This is a genomic window from Achromobacter veterisilvae, assembly GCF_037619525.1.
Lineage (GTDB): Bacteria > Pseudomonadota > Gammaproteobacteria > Burkholderiales > Burkholderiaceae_B > Achromobacter > Achromobacter veterisilvae.
In genome coordinates this window covers 386,642-405,562 of record NZ_CP148753.1, presented here as the reverse complement: position 1 = coordinate 405,562, position 18,921 = coordinate 386,642, and the positions used below count along the sequence as shown (strand labels likewise).

The following is an 18,921-nucleotide window of genomic DNA, read 5'->3' as shown; positions in this document are numbered from 1 at the left end:
AGCGGCGGGGCCTGGAACCAGCGTATTATTTACCGTTTTGCCGCCCACGCTAACAGAACCAGCCCGAGACAAATCATGCCGCACTACCGTTCCCGCACCTCGACCCACGGCCGCAACATGGCCGGCGCCCGCGCCTTGTGGCGCGCCACCGGCATGAAGGACGGCGATTTTGGCAAACCGATTATCGCGGTGGTGAACTCGTTCACGCAGTTCGTGCCGGGACACGTGCACCTGCGCGACCTGGGCGCGCTGGTCGCCCGCGAAATCGAAGCCGCCGGCGGCGTCGCCAAGGAATTCAACACCATCGCCGTGGACGACGGCATCGCCATGGGCCATGGCGGCATGCTGTATTCGCTGCCGTCGCGCGAACTGATCGCCGATTCGGTGGAATACATGGTCAACGCGCATTGCGCCGACGCCATGGTCTGCATCTCGAACTGCGACAAGATCACCCCGGGGATGCTGATGGCCGCGATGCGCCTGAACATCCCGGTCGTGTTCGTGTCCGGCGGCCCGATGGAAGCGGGCAAGGTCAAGTCGCCCACCGACGGCCAGGTCATCGCCAAGATCGACCTGATCGACGCCATGATCAAGGCCGCCGACCCCAACGTGTCGGACGCCGACGTCGCCGAGGTCGAACGCAGCGCCTGCCCGACCTGCGGCTCCTGTTCCGGCATGTTCACCGCCAATTCGATGAACTGTCTGACCGAAGCCATCGGCCTGGCGCTGCCGGGCAACGGCACCATCGTGGCCACGCACGCCTGGCGCCGCGGCCTGTTCGAGCAGGCCGGCCGCCTGGTCGTCGACCTGTGCCGCCGCTATTACCAGGAAGAGGACGAATCGGTCCTGCCCCGCAACATCGCCACCAAGAGCGCGTTCCAGAACGCCATGGCGCTGGACGTGGCCATGGGCGGCTCCACCAACACCGTGCTGCACCTGCTGGCCGCGGCGCAGGAAGCCGGCGTGGACTTCACCATGGCCGACATCGACCGCATTTCGCGCAAGGTGCCGTGCCTGTGCAAGGCGGCGCCCGCCACCGACAAGTACCACATCGAAGACGTGCACCGCGCCGGCGGCATCCTGGGCATCCTGGGCGAACTGGCGCGCGCGGACCTGCTCGACCTGTCCTGCGGCAACGTGCACAGCGGCACGCTGGGCAACGCCATCCAGAAATGGGACGTGGCCGGCGGCGCGGGCGAGGACGCGCAGAAGTTCTACCGCGCGGCCCCCGGCGGCATCCCGACCACGGTGGCCTTCAGCCAGGACGCGACCTTCCTGACCCTGGACACCGACCGCAAGACGGGCTGCATCCGCAGCAAGGAAAACGCCTACTCCAAGGACGGCGGCCTGGCCGTGCTGTACGGCAACCTGGCTGAAAAGGGCTGCATCGTGAAGACGGCCGGCGTGGACGAATCGCAATGGGTCTTCACCGGCCGCGCGCGCGTCTTCGAAAGCCAGGACGACGCCGTGGAAGGCATCCTGGGCGACAAGATCGTGGCCGGCGACGTGGTGGTGATCCGCTACGAAGGCCCCAAGGGCGGCCCGGGCATGCAGGAAATGCTGTATCCCACGTCCTACCTGAAGTCCAAGGGCCTGGGCAAGACCTGCGCCCTGTTCACCGACGGCCGCTTCTCGGGCGGCTCTTCGGGCCTGGTGATCGGCCACGCTTCGCCGGAAGCGGCCGAAGGCGGCACGATCGGCCTGGTGGAAGAGGGCGACGTGATCGAGATCGACATCCCGAACCGCAAGATGCACCTGGCCGTTTCCGACGAGGAACTGGCGCGCCGCCGCGCCGCGATGGACGCGCGCGCCGACGGCTGGGAGCCCGTGGGCCGCGAGCGCGTGGTGTCGCAGGCCTTGCAGGCTTATGCGGCCCTGGCCACGTCGGCGGATCGCGGAGCGGTGCGGGATTTGGCGCAGTTGAAGCAGAAGCGTTGATTTACTGATTCGCGTGTGAAGAAACGGCGCCTTTTTGGGGCGCCGTTTTTTTTGCGAAGGAGGCTTCGTAAGCCACCCGTCGGGGCGGACGGCGGGACGCCCGTACCCATGGTTGGTAGCCGGGTTTGCGAGGCCCGCCCTTTGCAGAATCAGGGCTTCACCATGCTTTTGGGGGACGGTGATGGATGGTGCGCGCCATCCATCCAGCAGCGGGGTTAAAGTGGCGATTGGTATTTTTTGTCGCAGTGCGCGGCGGCGGAGTGCTTTGGTCAGGTGTCTGACACCCGTACGAGATGCTGCGCAAGTGGCCGCCCATGCCTCCCGGGTGTCAGACACCCACAAAGCAACAGGAGCCGATCCTTATGTCCTTGAACTCTGACGCCTTGCGGCTATTCCTCGGGGTCGTGGACGCCGGGTCGCTGAGCGCGGCCGCGGAAGTGCTGGGGCATACCGCCTCGGGCGTCAGCAGGGGGCTGTCGCGGCTGGAAGAGGACCTCGGGGTTACGCTGCTGAACCGGACCACCCGGCGCATGGATCTGACCGAAGAGGGCAAGCACTTTCTGCCCAAGGCGCGGCAGATCGTGGCGTCGCTGGAAGAGGCGGAAGAATGCATGCGCCTGGTGCACCAGCGGCCGGCGGGGCGATTGCGCGTGGACGCGTCGGTGCCGGTGATGCTGCATTGCGTGGTGCCGCACGTGGGGGATTTCCGGGCGCAGTATCCCGAGATCACGCTGGAACTGACCAGCAACGACCGCATCGTGGATCTGATGGAACACCGCACCGACGTCGCATTGCGCATGGGGCCGCTGACGGATTCCACCTTGCACGCGCGGCCCTTGCGCCCGTCGCCGCGCTGGATGATGGCCAGCCCGGACTACATCGCGCGGCGCGGGGCGCCGGAGACGGTGGAGGACCTGGCGGGGCATGAGGTGCTGGGGTTCACGCATCCCGAAAGCCTGAATGTGTGGCCATTGCGGCATGCGGGCGGATCGAGCTACGTGGCCACGCCGACGCTGGCGACCTCCAGCGGGGAAACGCAGCGACAACTGGCGCTGCGCGGGGTGGGCATTGCCTGCCTGTCGGACTTCGTGGTGCGCGAAGACATCGCGGCGGGGCGGCTGGTGAAGGTGATGGAGGGGGTGTACAGCGACTACCTGCAACCCATGCACGCCGTGTACCACCGCAATACGCAGCTATCGCGGCGCATTGCGTGTTTTCTGGACTTCTACGCCGGAAGGATCTGAGGCGCAACGATAGCCGGGTCAACGATATCTGGGGGTCTGACACCCATGGGGGGGCGCAACGATACCTGGGTGTCTGACACCCATGGGGGGCGCAACGATACCTGGGTGTCTGACACCCCTGAGACGCCGGCTCCGCTTGAAGCCGGACTCCCTGGGGTGTCAGACACCTTGGCCACGCACGGGTGTCAAACACCTTGGCAGGACACCCGGATATCGCGCCCTAAGCGTGCAGCGCCCGCCCGAACGCCGACAGCACCGATTCGTGCAGGGTCTCCGACAAGGTCGGATGGGCGAACACGGTGTGCATCAGGTCTTCCTCGGTCGCTTCCAGCGAGGCGGCCACGCCATATCCTGTGATCAGCTCGGACGCTTCCGGATGGATGATGTGCGCGCCCAGCAGTTCGCCGGACTTGGCGTCGAACACGGTCTTGACCAGGCCCTGGTCTTCGCCCATCGCAATCGCCTTGCCGTTGCCGGCGAAGGTGAATCTGCCGACGCGGATTTCGCCGCCCGTCCGCCCGGCGCGCTCGCGGGCGCGCGCCTCGGTCATGCCGATGCTGGCCACCTGCGGATAGGAATAGGTGCAGGCGGGGATGCGCAGCGGGTCGATGGGATGCGCGGGCTTGCCGGCGATCGCCTCCACGCACAGCACGGCTTCGTGGCTGGCCTTGTGCGCCAGCCAGGGCGCGCCGGCGACGTCGCCGATGGCGTAGACGCCGGGCTCGTCCGTCCGGCACAGGCCGTCGGTGATGATGTGGGTCTTTTCCACCTTGACGCGGGTCCGCTCCAGGCCGAGGTTCTCCACGTTGCCCACGATGCCGGCGGCGACGATGACGCGCTCGACTTCCAGTTCGCTTTGTTTTCCTTGCTGGTCCAGCACGACCTTCACGCCCGTGGCGGTCGGCGACGAGGCCTTCACCGCGCATTGCGTCAGCACGCGGATGCCCTGCTTCTCGAAGGCCTTGCGGGCCAGTTGCGAGATGTCGGCGTCCTCTTGCGGAAGGATCTCGGCGGTCATGTCGATCAGCGTGACTTCCGAGCCCACTGCGCGGTAGAAGCTGGCGAATTCCGCGCCGATGGCCCCCGCGCCCACCACCAGCAGCGATTTCGGGATTTCGGCGGGCACCAGGGCCTGGCGGTAGGCCCAGATGCGTTCGCCCACGGGCAGCGCCGGCAGTTCGCGGGCGCGCGCGCCGGTGGCCAGGACGATGTGCGGCGCGGACAGCGTGGCGCCGTTGTCCAGCGCCAGTTTGCCCGCGCCCGCCAGCCTGGCGCTGGCGGCGTACACCGTCACGCCGTTCTTCTTCATCAGGTGCGCCACGCCCTGGCCCAGGCGGCCGGCCACCTTGCGCGAGCGCGCCACCATGGCGGCCAGGTCGGGCCGGGCCTCGCCCGCGCCCGCCACGCCATAGTGCGCGGCTTCGCGGCAGGCGCGCAGCACTGTCGCGCTGTGCAGCAGTGCCTTGGTCGGGATGCAGCCCCAGTTCAGGCAGATGCCGCCCAGCTCCGAACGCTCCACCAGCGCCACCGACAGGCCCAGTTGGGCGCCGCGGATGGCGGCCACGTAGCCGCCGGGGCCGCCGCCCACCACGATGAGGTCAAACGCAGTCTTGGTCATGGCGGGGCTCACAGCAGGATGCGCACGGGGTTTTCGATCAGCTTGCGGAATGCCGCCAGCCAGCGCGCGCCAACGGCCCCGTCCACCACGCGGTGATCGGCCGACAGGGTCACGGTCATGACGGAAGCTACGGCCAGCGCGCCGTCCTCGTCCACGACGGGGCGGCGCTCGGCCGCGCCCACCGCCAGGATGGCGGCCTGCGGCGGGTTGATGATGGCCGCGAACTGGCCGATGCCGTACATGCCCAGGTTGCTGACCGTCAGCGAGCCGCCGGTGAATTCCTCGGGCTTGAGGCGGTTGATCTTGGCGCGTCCGGCCAGCTCGGCGATCTCGCCGGCGATGGCCGACAGCGGCTTCACATCGGCGTCTCGCACGATGGGCGTGACCAGTCCGCCGTCGGTCGCGACCGCCACGGAAATGTCGGCGCCGGCATGGTATTCGACGGCGTCCTCGTGCCAGCTCGCGTTGACCTCGGGCACTTCGCGCAGGGCCAGCGCGGCGGCGCGCACGATGAAGTCGTTGACCGAGAGCTTCACCGCGCCGCCCTGGTTGGCCTTCGCGCGCAGCGCGAGCAGCGCGTCCATCCTGCAATCCACCGTCAGGTAGAAGTGCGGCACGTTCTGCTTGCTTTCGGTCAGGCGGCGGGCGATGGCGCGGCGCATGCCGGTATGCGGCACGCGGCGGGCGGCGGGACGGCCGGCCAGGGGTGCCGCCGCGGCCGCCGGCGCGCGGTCGCGGGCGGCTTCCACGTCGCGGCGGACGATGCGGCCGTGCGGGCCGGTGCCGGTCACGCCCAGCAGGTCCACGTGCCATTGCGCGGCCAGGCGGCGGGCCAGGGGGCTGGCGAACAGGCGGCCGCCTGGGACGGGGTCGTCAGCGGCGGGAGCAGGCGCGGGCGTTTGCGCCGCGGCGGGCGCAGGGGCGGCGCTCGAGGCCGCCGGAGCGGGCGGGGCGGAGGGGGCGGCGCCGCTTTCCGCCAGGGCGCGGTCGATGGCCGAGGCGTCCTCGCCCTGCGCCAGCAGCACGCCGATCACGGTGTTCACCGGGACCGAAGCGGCGCCGGCCTGCACCACGATGCGGCCCAGTACGCCGGCATGTTCGGCGTTGATCTCGACGATGGCCTTCTCGGTTTCGATTTCCGCCAGCGCATCGCCCACGGCGACCGTGTCGCCTTCTTTCTTGAGCCACTGGTGCAGCGTGCCGCCCGAGGTGTCGGCCGCGACGGAGGGGAGCTTGATAAGGTGTGCCACGTTGTTCGTCCTATTGTTCGGCGCCGGCCAGGTCCGGCCGGTAGGCGGCGGGATCGTCGTATTCGACCAGTTCCAGCACGTTCCCTTCGGGATCGCGGAAGAACGCCAGCCAGGTGCCGGGCCGCACTTCCATCGGCGCCGGCGTGCTGTCGAACACGACGCCCTTGGCCTCCATATCGCGCACCACGGCGGGCAGGTCGCGGACGATGAAGGTGAGGTAGGTCGCGCCCTGCCGGTCCAGGATGGCCTCGCCGCGCGCGGCGGCTTCGGGCGCGGCGCTGGGCTGCAGCAGCTTGATGCGTTCGCCATAGGGCGTCTGCAGGCGCGCCACGTCATAGCCATGCCGCGTCAGGCCGGTGGCCCGCGCCTTGTCGGCGGGGACGCTCACGCGGTTGACGAGCTTCAGCCCGACGACGCCGGTGTAGAAGGCCAGCAGCGCGTCCAGGTCGGCGCAGCAGATGCCGACTTCCATCGGCACGGTCATACGCAGGGGGCCGCTCATGCCTTTTCTCCCAGGTCGGCCAGCACGTCTTCCAGGCCGGCCGCGACTTCCTCGGTGTCCGCGAACGCCGCGCGCTCCAGCACCTTGGAGATGCTGGGCGAGGCCTCGCCGCCGGTCACGCGCTTGACGGGCTGGTCCAGCCAGTCGAAGTAGCGGCGCTGGATCTCGTCGGCCAGCATGGCGCCGTAGGAGGTGCCGCGCGCGCCCTGTTCCACGATCAGCACGTTGTTGGTCTTGCGGATGCTGGCGCCGATGGTGTCCCAGTCCAGGCTGGCGCGGTCCAGGGTGCGCAGGTCGATGATTTCCGCGTCCACGCCGGCTTCCTCCGCGGCCTTCAGCGCGCGGCCGACCATGGACAGGTAGGTCAGGATGGAGACCTTGCCGCCGGCGCGGCGCACGCGTGCGCGGCCGAACGGAATCGCATAGTCCAGGTCGTCCGCCGGAACCTCGCCCGACGAGGCGTACAGGTCCACGTGCTCGATCACCAGCACCGGATCCTTGGAGGCCAGGGCGGTGTTCATCAGGCCGACGTATTCATACGGCGTGGACGGCGCGACGATGCGCCAGCCCGGCGCGGTGGCGAAAATGCCGGCCGGGTCCATCGAGTGCTGCGAGCCGTAGCCCGTGCCCATCGCGACCTTGGTGCGCAGCACGAAGGGCACGTCGATGTCGCCGCCGAACATATGGCGGGCCTTGCCGATCTGGTTGAAGATCTGGTCGGCCGCGACCCACATGAAGTCGGGGTACATGAATTCCACGATGGGCCTGTAGCGGCCGTCCATGGCCAGGCCGCCGCCCAGGCCGGCGAAGGCGTTCTCGGAAATGGGGGTGCCCAGCACGCGGTCGGGGTACTTGTCCTTCAGGCCGCGCGTGGCGCCGTTGGTGCCGCCCTTCAGGCGGTGCACGTCCTCGCCCAGCACGACCACGCCGCCGTCCGTTTCCATGCGGCGGTCCAGCACGTCGGCCACGGCGTCCACGAACTTGCGTTCCACGGACTGGCCGGCGTAGTCGGCGGCTTCCTGGTAGCGCAGGCCGGCCAGTTCCGAGCCGTCGCTGCGCAGGCCCACGTCGCGGAAGTCGGGGCTGGGCCACAGGTCGGCGCGCACTCGGCGCTTGCCGCCGTCGGCCGCTTCCGTCAGGCGGCCGGACACGTCCTTCATCACTTCCTTGCAGCGCTGGCGCAGCGCGTCGACCTCGGCTTGCGAGATCAGGCCGCGGCCGATCATCTCGGCGGCGATCCGGTCCAGCGGATCGCGCCGGCGCCATTGCGCCTCTTCGTCCTTGCTGCGGTAGCCGAAGGCGCTGCCGGGGAAGGGGCCGTTCTGGTGGAAGAAGCGGTACACGTCCACTTCGACGATGGTGGGGCCGCGGCCGGCGCGCATGTGCGCCACGGCCTCGGACATCGCCAGGTAGACCGCCAGCGGGTCCATGCCGTCCACTTGCCAGGACGGAATGTTGAAGGCCTGGCCGCGCGCCGACAGGCGCGGTTCGGCGGTGGATTCTTCCACCGTGGTGGACACGGCGTAGCGGTTGTTCTCGATGAAGAAGCACAGCGGCGTCTTCCAGGCCGCGGTGAGGTTCATGGTTTCCAGCACGGAGCCGATGTTCACCGCGCCGTCGCCGAAGTAGGTCACCGCCACCCGGTCGGTGCCCGCGTGCTTGTGGGCCCAGCCGGCGCCCGCGGCCAGCGGCACGCCGCCGCCGACGATGGCGTTGGTGCCCAGCGCGCCCGCTTCCAGCCAGCGCAGGTGCATGCTGCCCCCGCGGCCGCGGCAATAGCCCTGGGCCAGGCCCATGATCTCGGCCAGCGTCTTCTGCAGCACCTCGTCGATGGCGGGCGTGAGCGGGTTGCGCGGATCCAGGCCCAGCGGCGCGACGTGCTGAAGCGCCTTGGCCAGGAACTGGTGGTGGCCGCGGTGCGAACCGTTGATCTGGTCGCCGGCGCCCAGCGCCAGCACGGAACCGACCGCGCCGCCTTCCTGGCCCACGGACGAGTGCGCGGGACCGTGCACCAGGCCTTCCGCGGCCAGGTCCAGCACGGCCTCTTCGAAGGCGCGGATCCAATGCAGTTGGGTCAGCATGGTGCCCAGCAGGGCGGGGTCCGCCTGCTGCCAGTCCTTGGCTTCGACCGTCAGTTGCCGCCAGGGCGCTTGGGAACCAAGCGGTTGGTAGGTGGCCATGAATGAATCTCCAGAATGTGGGTAGGCGTCTTGCGGTTAGAGGTAGCTGTAGCGGCTCCAGCCGCCGTCGGCCACCAGGGTGTGTCCGGTGATGTAGGCGGCCTGGCGCGAGGCCAGGAACACCGCCAGGTCGGCCATTTCGGCCGGCTGCGCCAGGCGACGCAGCGGCGTGCGCTGTTTGAGGCGTTCGGGGTCCAGGCGGCCGCGAGCGGCCAGGTCGCGCACCAGGTCCGTCTCCACGTAGCCCGGCGCCAGCGCGTTCACGCGCACGCCCGCCGGGCCCCATTCGACGGCCAGGGTCTCGGTCAGCAGCACCACCGCGCCCTTGGTGGCGCAGTAGGCGGCGCGGTCGGGCGCGGCCACCACGCCGTACATGGAGGCCAGGTTGACGATGGCGCCCGAGCCGGCGGGCACCATGCGGCGGCCGGCGGCCTGGGCGCACAGGAACACGCCGGTCAGGTTGATGTCCACGGCGCGGCGCCATTCGTCCACGCTGACTTCCAGCGTCGGCTTGTTGGCGGACACGCCGGCGTTGTTGACCAGCACGTCGATGCGGCCGTAGGCCTGCTCGGCCTGGGCGAAGGCGCGTTCGACCGCGTCGGCGTCGGTGACGGAAGCCTGGCAGGCCAGGGCCTCGGCCCCCTGCGCCGCGAGTCCGGCGACGGCCTCGTCCAGCGCCGCGGCGTCCATGTCCAGCAGCGCGATGCGGGCGCCCTGGCGGGCGAACGCCTGCGCCGCGGCCAGGCCGATGCCCTTGGCGCCGCCGGTGATCACGACGGCCTGGCCGCGCAGTTCGGGATGGAGGGGTTCGTTGGTGTTGTCCACGGTACTTGCCTGTAAGAAGGGTGTGGCGCCGGCGGTCAGACCGCCAGCCATTCCTGGACGACGTCCTTGCGCTCATGCAGTTGCGCGGGCGGTCCTTCGAAAACGATGCGGCCGTGGCCCATCACGCTGACGCGGGTGGAAACCTTCAGCGCGATGGTCAGCTTCTGCTCCACCAGCACGACGGCCACGCCGCGCTTGTGGATGTCGCGGATCACGTCGGCGATCACTTCCACGATCTTCGGCGCCAGGCCCTCGGTGGGCTCGTCGATCAGCATGACCTTGGGATTGCCCAGCAGCGAGCGGCACATGGTCAGCATCTGCTGTTCGCCGCCCGACAGATTGCCGGCGCGCGTGCCGCGGCGTTCCTTCAGGCGCGGGAAATAATCGAACATCTGGTCCGCCGACCAGAAGGGCGCGTCGTCGCGCCGGGGCTGTTCGCCCATGCGCAGGTTCTCGTCCACCGTCAGGTTGGCGAACACCTCGCGCTCTTCCGGCACGAAGCCCAGCCCGGCTCGGGCGATCTCGAAGGGGCGCTTGTTGGTGATGTCGCGGCCTTCGACGGCGATGCGGCCGCCGGTCACGTCCACCAGCCCCATGATGCTTTTCATGGTGGTGGAGCGGCCCGCGCCGTTGCGGCCCAGCAGGCTCACGACTTCGCCGCGGCCGATGGCCAGGTCGATACCATGCAGGATGTGGCTCTTGCCGTAATGGGCGTGCACGCCTTGCAGGCTCAGCAGGGGGGCGGATGTATTCGTCGGGGTGCTCATACCGTTTCCTCTCCCAGGTAGGCTTCGCGCACACGGGCGTCGCCGCGGATGTCGGCCGGCGTGCCGGTGGCGAGGATCTCGCCGTACACCAGCACGCTGATGCGGTCGGCCAGCGAGAACACCACCTGCATGTCGTGCTCCACGATCAGCAGGGTGCAGTCGCGGGTGACGTCCTTGATCAGTTCGACCGTGTAGTCCACTTCGTGCTGGGACATGCCCGCCATCGGTTCGTCCAGCAGGATGACCTTGGGGCGCGACGCCAGGGTCATGCCGATTTCCAGCGAACGCTGCTCGGAATAGTTCAGGTCGCCGGCGGCCGTGTCCTGCTTCTCCGTCAGCCGGACCTTCTCCAGCAGGCGGTCCACGTCTTCGTTGACCGCGCGGTTGCGCGCGATCGGGCGCCAGAAGTTGTAGACCAGGCCATGCATGCGCAGCACCGCCAGCCGCAGGTTCTCGCGCACCGACAGGCGCGGGAACACGTTGGTGATCTGGAACGAACGCGCCAGCCCCAGCCGGTTGATGCGTTCCGGCGGCAGGCCGCCGATGGGGCGCGACCGCAGGCTGATATCGCCCGAGGTCGGCGCGAACGAGCCCGACATCAGGTGGAACAGGGTGGACTTGCCCGCGCCGTTGGGGCCGATGACGGCGTGGCGTTCGCCCGCCTCCACCTTCAGGTTCACGCCGCGGATGATCTGCGCTTCGCCGAAAGACTTGCGCACGTCGGTCAGGGTCAGGATGTCGTGGCTCATTTCGCGGCCTCCAGCACGGGTGCGGCTTCGGCGTCGTCGCGCCACAGGGCCAGCGCCCAGCGGCAGGCCGCGAGGCCCACGGCGAAGAGCGCCAGCGGAATCAGCCAGGTGGACGGCGCCAGCGGCGCCCAGTCGTGGCCGAACAGCGGGATGGGCGGCCAGCCGGCGTCGGGGTTCATCGCCAGCAGCGAACGGTAGTCGCGGGCGAACATGCGTTGCAGCATTTCCACCGAGAAGACCGTGGCGCAGGTCAGCAGCAGGCCGGCCGCCACCGACACCGCGGCACGCGGCAGCCAACTGGCCAGGCCGCGTTCGCGCAGCGACTTGGCCGCGCGCTGCACCAGGCCGACCAGCCCGTCCGGCACGAACAGCATCACCAGCACGAAAAGAATGCCCTGGTACAGCAGCCAGGACCGCGTGATGTCGGCCAGCGTCTGCGACAGGAAGGTGAGGATGGAGGCGCCCAGCACCGGGCCGAGGAAGGCGTTGACGCCGCCGATATAGGCGAACAGCACCGCGTCGGTGGACAGCTTGACCTCGAACAGCACGTAGTTGCCGGCCTCGATATTCAGGGCCTGCAGGCCGCCGGCGATGCCGGCGAACATGGCCGACAGCGCGAACACCATGGTCTTGAGCGTGTGCGGCCGGTAGCCCAGGTAGCGCAGGCGGTGGGCGTTCTCGCGCAGGCCCAGCGTCAGCCGGCCCAGCGGCGTGCGGGTCAGGCCGTAAAGCGCGGCCAGCGACACGACCACCCAGGCCAGCACCAGGAAGTACACCTCGACGTCGGAGCCGAAGGTAAAGCCCCAGGCCGGCATGCGCATGGCGGACAGGCCCGCCTCGCCGCCGAACACGCCCTTCAGGTGCGGCGCCAGCGCATGCAGCAGTTCGGCCAGCGCCAGCGTGATCATCGAGAAATACACGCCGGCCCGCATGGTGGCGAACCACCCGGCGACCAGGCCGAACAGCAGGCCGGCCACGCCGCCGGCCAGCGGCATCAGGGGCGTGGGCAGCAGGCCCGCGCCGCCCAGCGCGTTCATGGCGTGGATGGTGGCGAACGTGCCCACGCCGAAGTACGCGGCGTGGCCGAAGGACAGCATGCCGCCCTGGCCGGCCAGCAGGTTGAAGGCGCAGGCGAAGAGCGCGGCGATCAGCATCTGCACCGCCGCCACCAACTGGCCCGGAGGCAGCAGCCAGGGCAGCGCGCACAGCGCGGCCACGCAGAGGACCAGCAGGAGGATCCCGGAAGTGCGGCGGGTCTGGCTCATGGCTGTTCTCCCTTCAGGCCCGAGGGCTTGACCAGCAGCACCACCAGCATCAGCAGGAAGGGCAGGGTGGCAGCCAGGCTGGAAATCTTCACGGTCATCAGGCCGCCCACGCTCTCGGCCCATTCGCCGGCGCCGAACAGGCCGAACAGGGACGCGAGGCTGGCGTCGATGCCGACGGAAAAGGAACTGATCAGGCCGATCAGCAGCGACGCGATCATCGCGCCTTCGAGCGAGCCCAGCCCGCCCACCACGACCACCACGAACACCAGCACGCCCAGTTCCAGCGCCATGTTCGGGTTGGTGGTGTAGAACGCGCCCGCCACCGCGCCGGCCAGGCCGGCCATGGCCGCGCCCACGCCGAACACGCTCATGAACACCAGCGGCACGTTGTGGCCCAGCGCTTCCGCCATGCGGGGGCGGTAGATGGCCGAACGCACCACGATGCCGACGCGGGTGCGCGACAGCAGCAGGTAGATGACCGCGAACATCGCCAGCGACACGCCGCCCATCAGCAGGCGGTAGAAGGGATAGTCCGCGTCGAACACGCGGAAGGCGGCGAAGTTGAGGAATTGCGGCACCCGGTAGTCGACCGGGAAATCGCCGTAGAACAGTTTGATGAGTTCGGCCACGATGAAGGCCAGGCCGAAGGTCACCAGCAGTTCCTGCGCATGGCCGAACTTGTGGACGCGGCGCAGGAAAAAGCGCTCCACGCCCATGCCCAGCACGCCCGCGATGACGGTGGCCAGCACCAGCGCCGTCCAGAAGCCGGTGACGGGCGTCAGGGTATAGGCGGCGTACGCGCCTATCATGTAGAACGATGCGTGCGCGAAGTTGAGCACCCCCATCATCCCGAAAATCAGTGTCAGGCCTGCCGACACCATGAATAGCAGCAGGCCGTAAATCACGCCGTTCAACAGCGAGACGGTAAAGTATTCCATGTCCGCTCCAGGATTCTTGCGCTAAGACGGCGTGCGTCTTGCGAGCGATCGCGCACTTGTTTTTTCCGGCCCGCGCCGGTGTGCGCATAGTTGTTGCGGGCTTGATGCCACCTTGGTGAGGTGTCAGACACCCATGCGGCAGTGTCAGACACCCACACGGCATCCACCCATGCCGCATCAATCCGGACGCTGCATCTTGCAGGTCGCCTGGACCGGCGCGGACACATCGGCCGCGGCCAGGACCTTCACCGGTTCGAAGCCCATATCGGTGCCGTCGGCCTTGTACTTGGCGTTCTTGCCGACCTTGGACACCACCATGGGCAACTGCACCTGGTGGTCTTCGGCGCGCATGGTGTAGGTGCCCAGCGGCGAGGTGTAGGTGACCTTTTCCAGCGCCTTGGCCAGTTCCGGCACCGACAGCTTGCCGTCCTGCGGCTTGACCTGCTTGAGCGCTTCGCCCAGGAAGGTGATGCCGATGACGGTCTGCGGCTCGGTGTAGCTGGGGTAGTGGCCGGTCTTGGCCTTGTAGTCCTCGGCGAACTTGGCGCCTTCCTCGCCCGCGGCCTCGATGTTGTAGGGGTGGGCGATGTAATGGCCCAGCGCCACGTCGCCGGCGTTGGCCAGGTTGCCCACCTGGTCCAGGAACACGGTGGCGAAGCGGACCTTGAGGCCCGCGGCCTGCGTGGCCTTCATCAGCAGCAGCAGGTCGTTGGACCAGTTGCCGGTGACCACGGTGTCGGGGTTGGCCGAGCGGATGCGGGCCACGTAGGGCGCGAAGTCCTGGATCTTGTTGACTTCGTGCAGGGTCTTGCCCACCACCTCGTAGCCGTACTGCTTGGCGAAGCGCTCCGTGGCGCCTTCCATGTCCTGGCCCCAGGAGTAGTTCTGGTTGATGGCGTAGACGCGCTTGCCCAGGGTGCCGTCGGCCGACATGACCGAGGCGAGGGCCTTGACGCGCACGTCGGCGTTGGTGGTGAAGCGGAAATGGTAGAAATGGCATTTCTGGCCGGTCAGCTCCAGCGCTTCGCCGCCCACGTTCAGGAACACGACTTCCTTGCCCGGGTTGCGCAGATTGTGCTTGCGCACGTCTTCGGTAAGCTGGCCGGAGATGGCCGACGAGGCCCCCTGCACCAGGATCTGCACGCCGTCGGCCACGGCGGCGCGGAAGCGGTCGGAGGCGCCCACCGGGCCGCCCTGGTTGTCGAATTCGACCAATTCCAGCGGCTGGCCGTTCCAGCCGCCGGCGGCGTTGATGCGGTCGAGCTCATACTTGACCGCGGAGCGGAATATCAGGCCGGTCGAGGCCTGCGGGCCCGACAGCGTTTCGATCAGACCGACCTTGACGGGCGCGGCCTGGGCGGATGCGGCGATGCCGGCCAGGCATAGCAGGCCGGAAGTGAAAGCAAACTTCATGAGTGTCTCCTCCGTGAATGGGAGTGGGTGAACCCGTGGATCAAGCAAGCGCGCTTATTGCGGCTCTTGTATGCCCAGGAAGCGGGCAATTTCTGCGATCTGTCCTTCCAGCATGTACAGGCCCGGATGCGTGCGGCAGCCGCGCGCGGCGGCGGCGCGCAGCAGGGGCGTGTCGACGCGGCTCATCACGGCGTCGGCGACGACGGTGCCGGCGGCCAGGGCGTCCAGTTGGAAGGGCAGGGGATCGGTGTCGTCCAGGCCCAGCGAAGTCGCGTTGATGGCGATGTCGCAGGGGCCGGGAGCGGAACTGGCCAGGCTGATAGCCAGGCCGGGGTATTGGCGGCCGAGATGGGCGGCGAAGGACGCGGCCTTGTCGGCGCTGCGGTTGTACAGGCGCAGGCTGGCGGGGCCGGTGTCGGCGATGGCGCAGGCGATGGCCTTGCCCGCGCCGCCCAGGCCGGCCAGGTAGACATGACGGCCCGCGGGGTCGTGCCCCTGGCCGCGCAGCCCGGCCACGAAGCCCAGGCCGTCGAAGTTGCCGCCGGTGAGCACGCCGTCCTGCAGGCGCACCGCGTTGACCGCGCCGCTCAGCCGGGCGGAGGGCGTCAGGGCATCGCACAGGGCGGCCGCGCTTTCCTTGTGGGGCACCGTCACCACGACGCCGCCCAGGTTGGCCAGCCCGCGGAGGCCGGCGAACAGGCCGGGCAGGGCCTCGGCGCGCACGTGGAAGGGAACCATGACGGCGTCGGCGCCGCGCTCGCGCAGCAGCGCATTGAGCCGCTGGGGCGTCTTGACGTGCGCGATCGGGTCCGCCGCGATCGCGAAAACGGTAGTGCTGCCGGTGATTTCCACCTGATTTGTCCCCTGCCGGTGCTGCGGCCTCGAAGCCGTGTGTTGCCGACGCGCTTGCCTGAAAGCGGCAGTTGATTTACGCTTTCGGAATAAGTTGTCAGTCAACTTTATTAAGTTGTCAGATAAATCATAGGGCAAGCGTTTTTCCCGTGTCAAGCGGCCGGTTCAGGGGTTCAATCGGAATTGCAGCGGCGGCCGGGAAGCCGCCGGCCCGCTCGAAAAAGCGCTTCAGGAGACAAGATGATTTCGTTCGAAGGAAAGGTTGCCGTCATCACCGGCGCGGGCAACGGCATCGGCTTGGCCACGGCCCGGCTGATGGCGGCGCACGGCGCCCGGCTGGTGCTGACCGACATCGACGGCACGCGGCTGGAAGCGGTCGCGGCCGAACTGGACCCCAGCGGCCAGCGCGTCTACACCCGCGCGCTGGACGTGTCCGCTTCGGCGGATTGCGAACGCGTGTTCGAGGCCGCGGCCAGGCACTTCGGGGGGCTGGACCACCTGGTGCACTGCGCCGGCATCTATCCGGAAAACCTGGTCAAGGACACCAGCGACGAGGCCTGGCGCACGCTGATGCGCGTGAACCTGGACGGCACGTTCTACGTGTGCCGCGCCGCCCAGCGCCACCTGCGCCATGACGGGTCCATCGTGCTGCTGACATCGCTGGCCGCCCAGCGCGGCAGCTACGCGCACGCCGCCTATTCCGCGTCCAAGGGCGCGGTGCAGAGCTTCACGCGCAGCCTGGCGCTGGAACTGGCGCCGCAGATCCGCGTGAACGCGGTGGCGCCCGGCATCATCGCCACGTCCATGACCCATGACCTGATCGGGCAGAAGGGCGGGCAGTTGCTGGAAAGCACGCCGCTGCGCCGCTTCGGCACCGCCGAGGAAATCGCGGGTTCGATCGCGTTCCTGTGTTCGCCGCTGGCCAGCTTCGTCACCGGCGAGGTCATGCAGGTCAACGGCGGCATCTATATCGCGTAAAGTCGAATTCCGCGGCGGCCGCCGCCGCGGCAAACGGGTATTCCGATCAACAGACAGGGCCGCGCGTGCGCGGCCGGCAGGTATTCACGATTCCAATGCAGCCCACCCAAGAACAGGATCCTCCGCGCGCCGCGCCCAAGAGTTCGCTTTCCGCGGCGCTGGGCGACGCGCTGGCGGAGCAGATACGCCAGGGGGTGCTCGCGCCCGGCGATCGCCTGCCCACGGAAAAGCAGTTGACCGAAACCTACTCGGTCAGCCGCGCCGTCGTGCGCGAGGCGCTGGCGCGCTTGAAGTCCGAAGGCCTGATCACGTCGCAGCAGGGCAGCGGCGTTTTCGTCGATCCGAACTTCCAGAAGAACGCGTTCCGCATCGCCGCGCCCACGCCCGGCGACAACCAGGACCTGGAGCACATCCTGGAGCTGATGCTGTCCATCGAGGTCACGGCGGCGCGCTACGCAGCGCAGCGCCGCACCGAGGCGGACCTGAAGAAGATGCGCCAGGCGCTGGTGGGCATGGAATACGCGCTGCTGAACGACAAGCTGGGCGACGAAGAGGACTACCAGTTCCACCAGGCCATCGTGCAGGCCACGCACAACCCGCACCTGGTGGCGCTGAACGACTACCTGGAAGCCAATGTCCGGCGCGTCATCCGCAGCGCTCGCAACAACACGGCGCGCATGTACGCCGAGCGCATGGCGGCGGTGCAGAGCGAGCACCAGGCTATTTTTTTGGCTATCGACAGCGGCGATCCGGACGAGGCCGGCCGGGCGGCCGAGCAGCATCTGCGCAACGCCGCCGACCGCCTGCGTCTCTTCCAGGCGGAGCGTCCCGCGCCTGTTTAGGGCGTTTTTGCTGCGCTTCGGATGGCTCCGGGGGCCTCGGCTGACAGCCGCGTTATGCGATGGTTTTGAATCCCGTTCATGGGCAGATGTCGTGAGCCGGTGGCCGGGCGGAGGGATCCGAAGCGCAGCCCCAGTGGGGCGAGCATCGGAATCCCGCAGTCCGGACATCGGCGGCTCAAGAAAACTCCTACCTCATGCGTTCTCAAGCGAAGGTCTGCTCCATCTCCCGCCGGAACTGCACCGCCGTGGCGCTTTCATCGAATTCCACGTCGCGCCAGCGGATCGCCTGCGATTGCCGCACCGGGTTCTTCAGCTTGACCTGGTGCGACAGCCCCAGCGGCAGGTAGCCGTCCGCCACCGAATCGCGGGCCGGCATCAGCCGGCCGTACACCGTATAGCCGCCTTCGCCGTCCAGGATCTGGCCGGCGGGGAGGTCGCGCTTGGCGGTGGCCACCACGTCGCCGTGCCAGCCGGCGGGCGCGCCGGTGGGCTCGCGCCGCAGGCCCACGCTGGCCACGCTGATGCCCAGTTCCAGCCCGATCAGGTGATAGGGCTTGTACATGGCCGTGAAGTTGCCGCTGGGGTCCGTGACCAGCCCGTATTCCTGGAAACAGCGGCGCACGTAGTCGCTGTCCGCCGCCAGCGTCACGTAGACGCCCCAGCGCAGGTCGCGGAACACCGGCCGGCCGTCGCGTTCCAGCGAGGAAATCACTTCCACCTGCCCGCGGTGGTGCAGGATGCCGCCGCTTTCGCGCGGGCGCAGCACGCGGGCCAGGTCGTCCACGCCGCAAGGCGGGAAATGCAGGCCGGAAGGCGAGGGCAGCAGCCCCGTGGCGTTGGACACCGCGGCCATCTCGATGGCGCTCTTGGTGCCGTCCAGGAAACTGTTGAACATCTGCGCGTTGAAGTCGCCCGCCGCGACCATTTCGGCGGTGAAACCGTAATAGGGCCAGACGGTGTCGGGCGTGGAGGTATGGAATTCCGGCAGGTACTTGGTGCCCTTGCCCGCGGCCATGACTTCGAAGCCGCTGGCGCGCGCCCAGTCCACCATCTCGCAGATCAGGGCCGGCTGGTCGCCGTAGGCCAGCGAGTAGACGATGCCCGCCTCGCGCGCCCGGCGCGCCAGCAGGGGCCCGGCCAGCGCGTCGGCCTCGACGTTGACCATGATGATGTGCTTGCCGTGTTCGCAGCAGGCCAGCACGTGGCCGATGCCCGCGGCCGCCTGCCCCGTGGCGTCGATGACGATTTCGACGTCGGGGCTGGCGATCAGGGCGTAGGGGTCGTCGCTGAAGTAGACCTTGCCGTTCTTCAGGGCGTCGCCGGTGCTGGTGGCGTGGAGCGCCGTGGCGGGCCAGCCGACCCGGGTGAGCGCCGCGCGGGCGCGGTCGGGCGCCAGGTCCGCCACCGCCACCAATCTCATCCCCGGCGTGCGCGGGGCCTGGCTCATGAACATCGCGCCGAACTTTCCGGCGCCCAGCAATGCGACGCGCAACGGCTTGTGATCGGCTTCTCGCTGCTTGAGCAGACGGTGCAGATTCATGGTGCGGGCTCCTCCGTGTT

Annotated in this window: 16 protein-coding genes; 4 read left to right on the top strand and 12 right to left on the bottom strand. The window is 68.6% G+C overall.

Going from position 1 to position 18,921, the window contains the following annotated elements; translation table 11 throughout:
- Nucleotides 1-75 precede the first annotated feature (75 nt).
- Entirely contained in the window at nt 76-1,938 is a 1,863-nt protein-coding gene (gene ilvD / locus WHX56_RS01810) for a dihydroxy-acid dehydratase (protein ID WP_129246335.1), read from the top strand.
- 362 nt (nt 1,939-2,300) lie between these two features.
- Complete coding sequence (locus WHX56_RS01805) at nt 2,301-3,182, top strand: LysR family transcriptional regulator (protein ID WP_129246333.1); 882 nt, start codon at nt 2,301-2,303, stop codon at nt 3,180-3,182.
- A 220-nt stretch (nt 3,183-3,402) separates the two neighbouring features.
- On the opposite strand, the gene lpdA is transcribed toward WHX56_RS01805, so the two are convergent.
- The 11 genes from lpdA to WHX56_RS01750 form a co-directional block, all read right to left on the bottom strand.
- Nucleotides 3,403-4,800, bottom strand: coding sequence for a dihydrolipoyl dehydrogenase (gene lpdA, locus WHX56_RS01800; RefSeq protein ID WP_338880142.1), 1,398 nt, complete (start codon nt 4,798-4,800; stop codon nt 3,403-3,405).
- Nucleotides 4,801-4,808: 8 nt separating this feature from the next.
- Nucleotides 4,809-6,050 carry a pyruvate dehydrogenase complex dihydrolipoamide acetyltransferase gene (locus WHX56_RS01795; RefSeq protein ID WP_338880140.1) on the bottom strand — a complete coding sequence of 414 codons (1,242 nt, stop codon included), beginning with the start codon at nt 6,048-6,050 and terminating at the stop codon, nt 4,809-4,811.
- Between the two features lie 10 nt (nt 6,051-6,060).
- Complete coding sequence (locus WHX56_RS01790) at nt 6,061-6,552, bottom strand: VOC family protein (protein ID WP_129241049.1); 492 nt, start codon at nt 6,550-6,552, stop codon at nt 6,061-6,063.
- Entirely contained in the window at nt 6,549-8,732 is a 2,184-nt protein-coding gene (locus tag WHX56_RS01785; protein WP_338880139.1) for an alpha-ketoacid dehydrogenase subunit alpha/beta, read from the bottom strand. Before WHX56_RS01785 ends, WHX56_RS01790 begins: the two co-directional genes overlap by 4 nt.
- A 36-nt stretch (nt 8,733-8,768) precedes the next feature.
- Entirely contained in the window at nt 8,769-9,557 is a 789-nt protein-coding gene (locus WHX56_RS01780) for an SDR family oxidoreductase (protein WP_338880137.1), read from the bottom strand.
- Between the two features lie 35 nt (nt 9,558-9,592).
- The gene (locus tag WHX56_RS01775) at nt 9,593-10,324 is read right to left on the bottom strand and encodes an ABC transporter ATP-binding protein (RefSeq protein WP_338880136.1); all 732 of its coding nucleotides are present in this window, start codon (nt 10,322-10,324) and stop codon (nt 9,593-9,595) included.
- Nucleotides 10,321-11,073 carry an ABC transporter ATP-binding protein gene (locus tag WHX56_RS01770; RefSeq protein WP_338880135.1) on the bottom strand — a complete coding sequence of 251 codons (753 nt, stop codon included), beginning with the start codon at nt 11,071-11,073 and terminating at the stop codon, nt 10,321-10,323. Before WHX56_RS01770 ends, WHX56_RS01775 begins: the two co-directional genes overlap by 4 nt.
- The gene (locus WHX56_RS01765) at nt 11,070-12,338 is read right to left on the bottom strand and encodes a branched-chain amino acid ABC transporter permease (protein ID WP_287753772.1); all 1,269 of its coding nucleotides are present in this window, start codon (nt 12,336-12,338) and stop codon (nt 11,070-11,072) included. Before WHX56_RS01765 ends, WHX56_RS01770 begins: the two co-directional genes overlap by 4 nt.
- The gene (locus tag WHX56_RS01760) at nt 12,335-13,276 is read right to left on the bottom strand and encodes a branched-chain amino acid ABC transporter permease (protein WP_129241043.1); all 942 of its coding nucleotides are present in this window, start codon (nt 13,274-13,276) and stop codon (nt 12,335-12,337) included. Before WHX56_RS01760 ends, WHX56_RS01765 begins: the two co-directional genes overlap by 4 nt.
- A 177-nt stretch (nt 13,277-13,453) precedes the next feature.
- Nucleotides 13,454-14,689, bottom strand: coding sequence for a branched-chain amino acid ABC transporter substrate-binding protein (locus WHX56_RS01755; RefSeq protein ID WP_129241042.1), 1,236 nt, complete (start codon nt 14,687-14,689; stop codon nt 13,454-13,456).
- 54 nt (nt 14,690-14,743) lie between these two features.
- The gene (locus tag WHX56_RS01750) at nt 14,744-15,541 is read right to left on the bottom strand and encodes a shikimate dehydrogenase (protein ID WP_338880134.1); all 798 of its coding nucleotides are present in this window, start codon (nt 15,539-15,541) and stop codon (nt 14,744-14,746) included.
- A gap of 240 nt (nt 15,542-15,781) precedes the next feature.
- Between WHX56_RS01750 and WHX56_RS01745 the strand changes: the two genes are divergently transcribed.
- Nucleotides 15,782-16,519: an SDR family NAD(P)-dependent oxidoreductase gene (locus WHX56_RS01745; protein ID WP_338880133.1), complete on the top strand. Its 738-nt coding sequence runs from the start codon at nt 15,782-15,784 to the stop codon at nt 16,517-16,519.
- Nucleotides 16,520-16,614: 95 nt separating this feature from the next.
- Nucleotides 16,615-17,361 (top strand): FadR/GntR family transcriptional regulator, encoded by a 747-nt coding sequence (locus WHX56_RS01740; protein ID WP_338880132.1) that lies wholly within the window; start codon nt 16,615-16,617, stop codon nt 17,359-17,361.
- 202 nt (nt 17,362-17,563) lie between these two features.
- Here the strand turns inward: WHX56_RS01740 and WHX56_RS01735 are convergent, their stop codons facing one another.
- Nucleotides 17,564-18,901, bottom strand: a complete 1,338-nt coding sequence (locus WHX56_RS01735) for an NAD(P)H-dependent oxidoreductase (RefSeq protein ID WP_129241038.1) — start codon at nt 18,899-18,901, stop codon at nt 17,564-17,566.
- Nucleotides 18,902-18,921 lie beyond the last annotated feature (20 nt).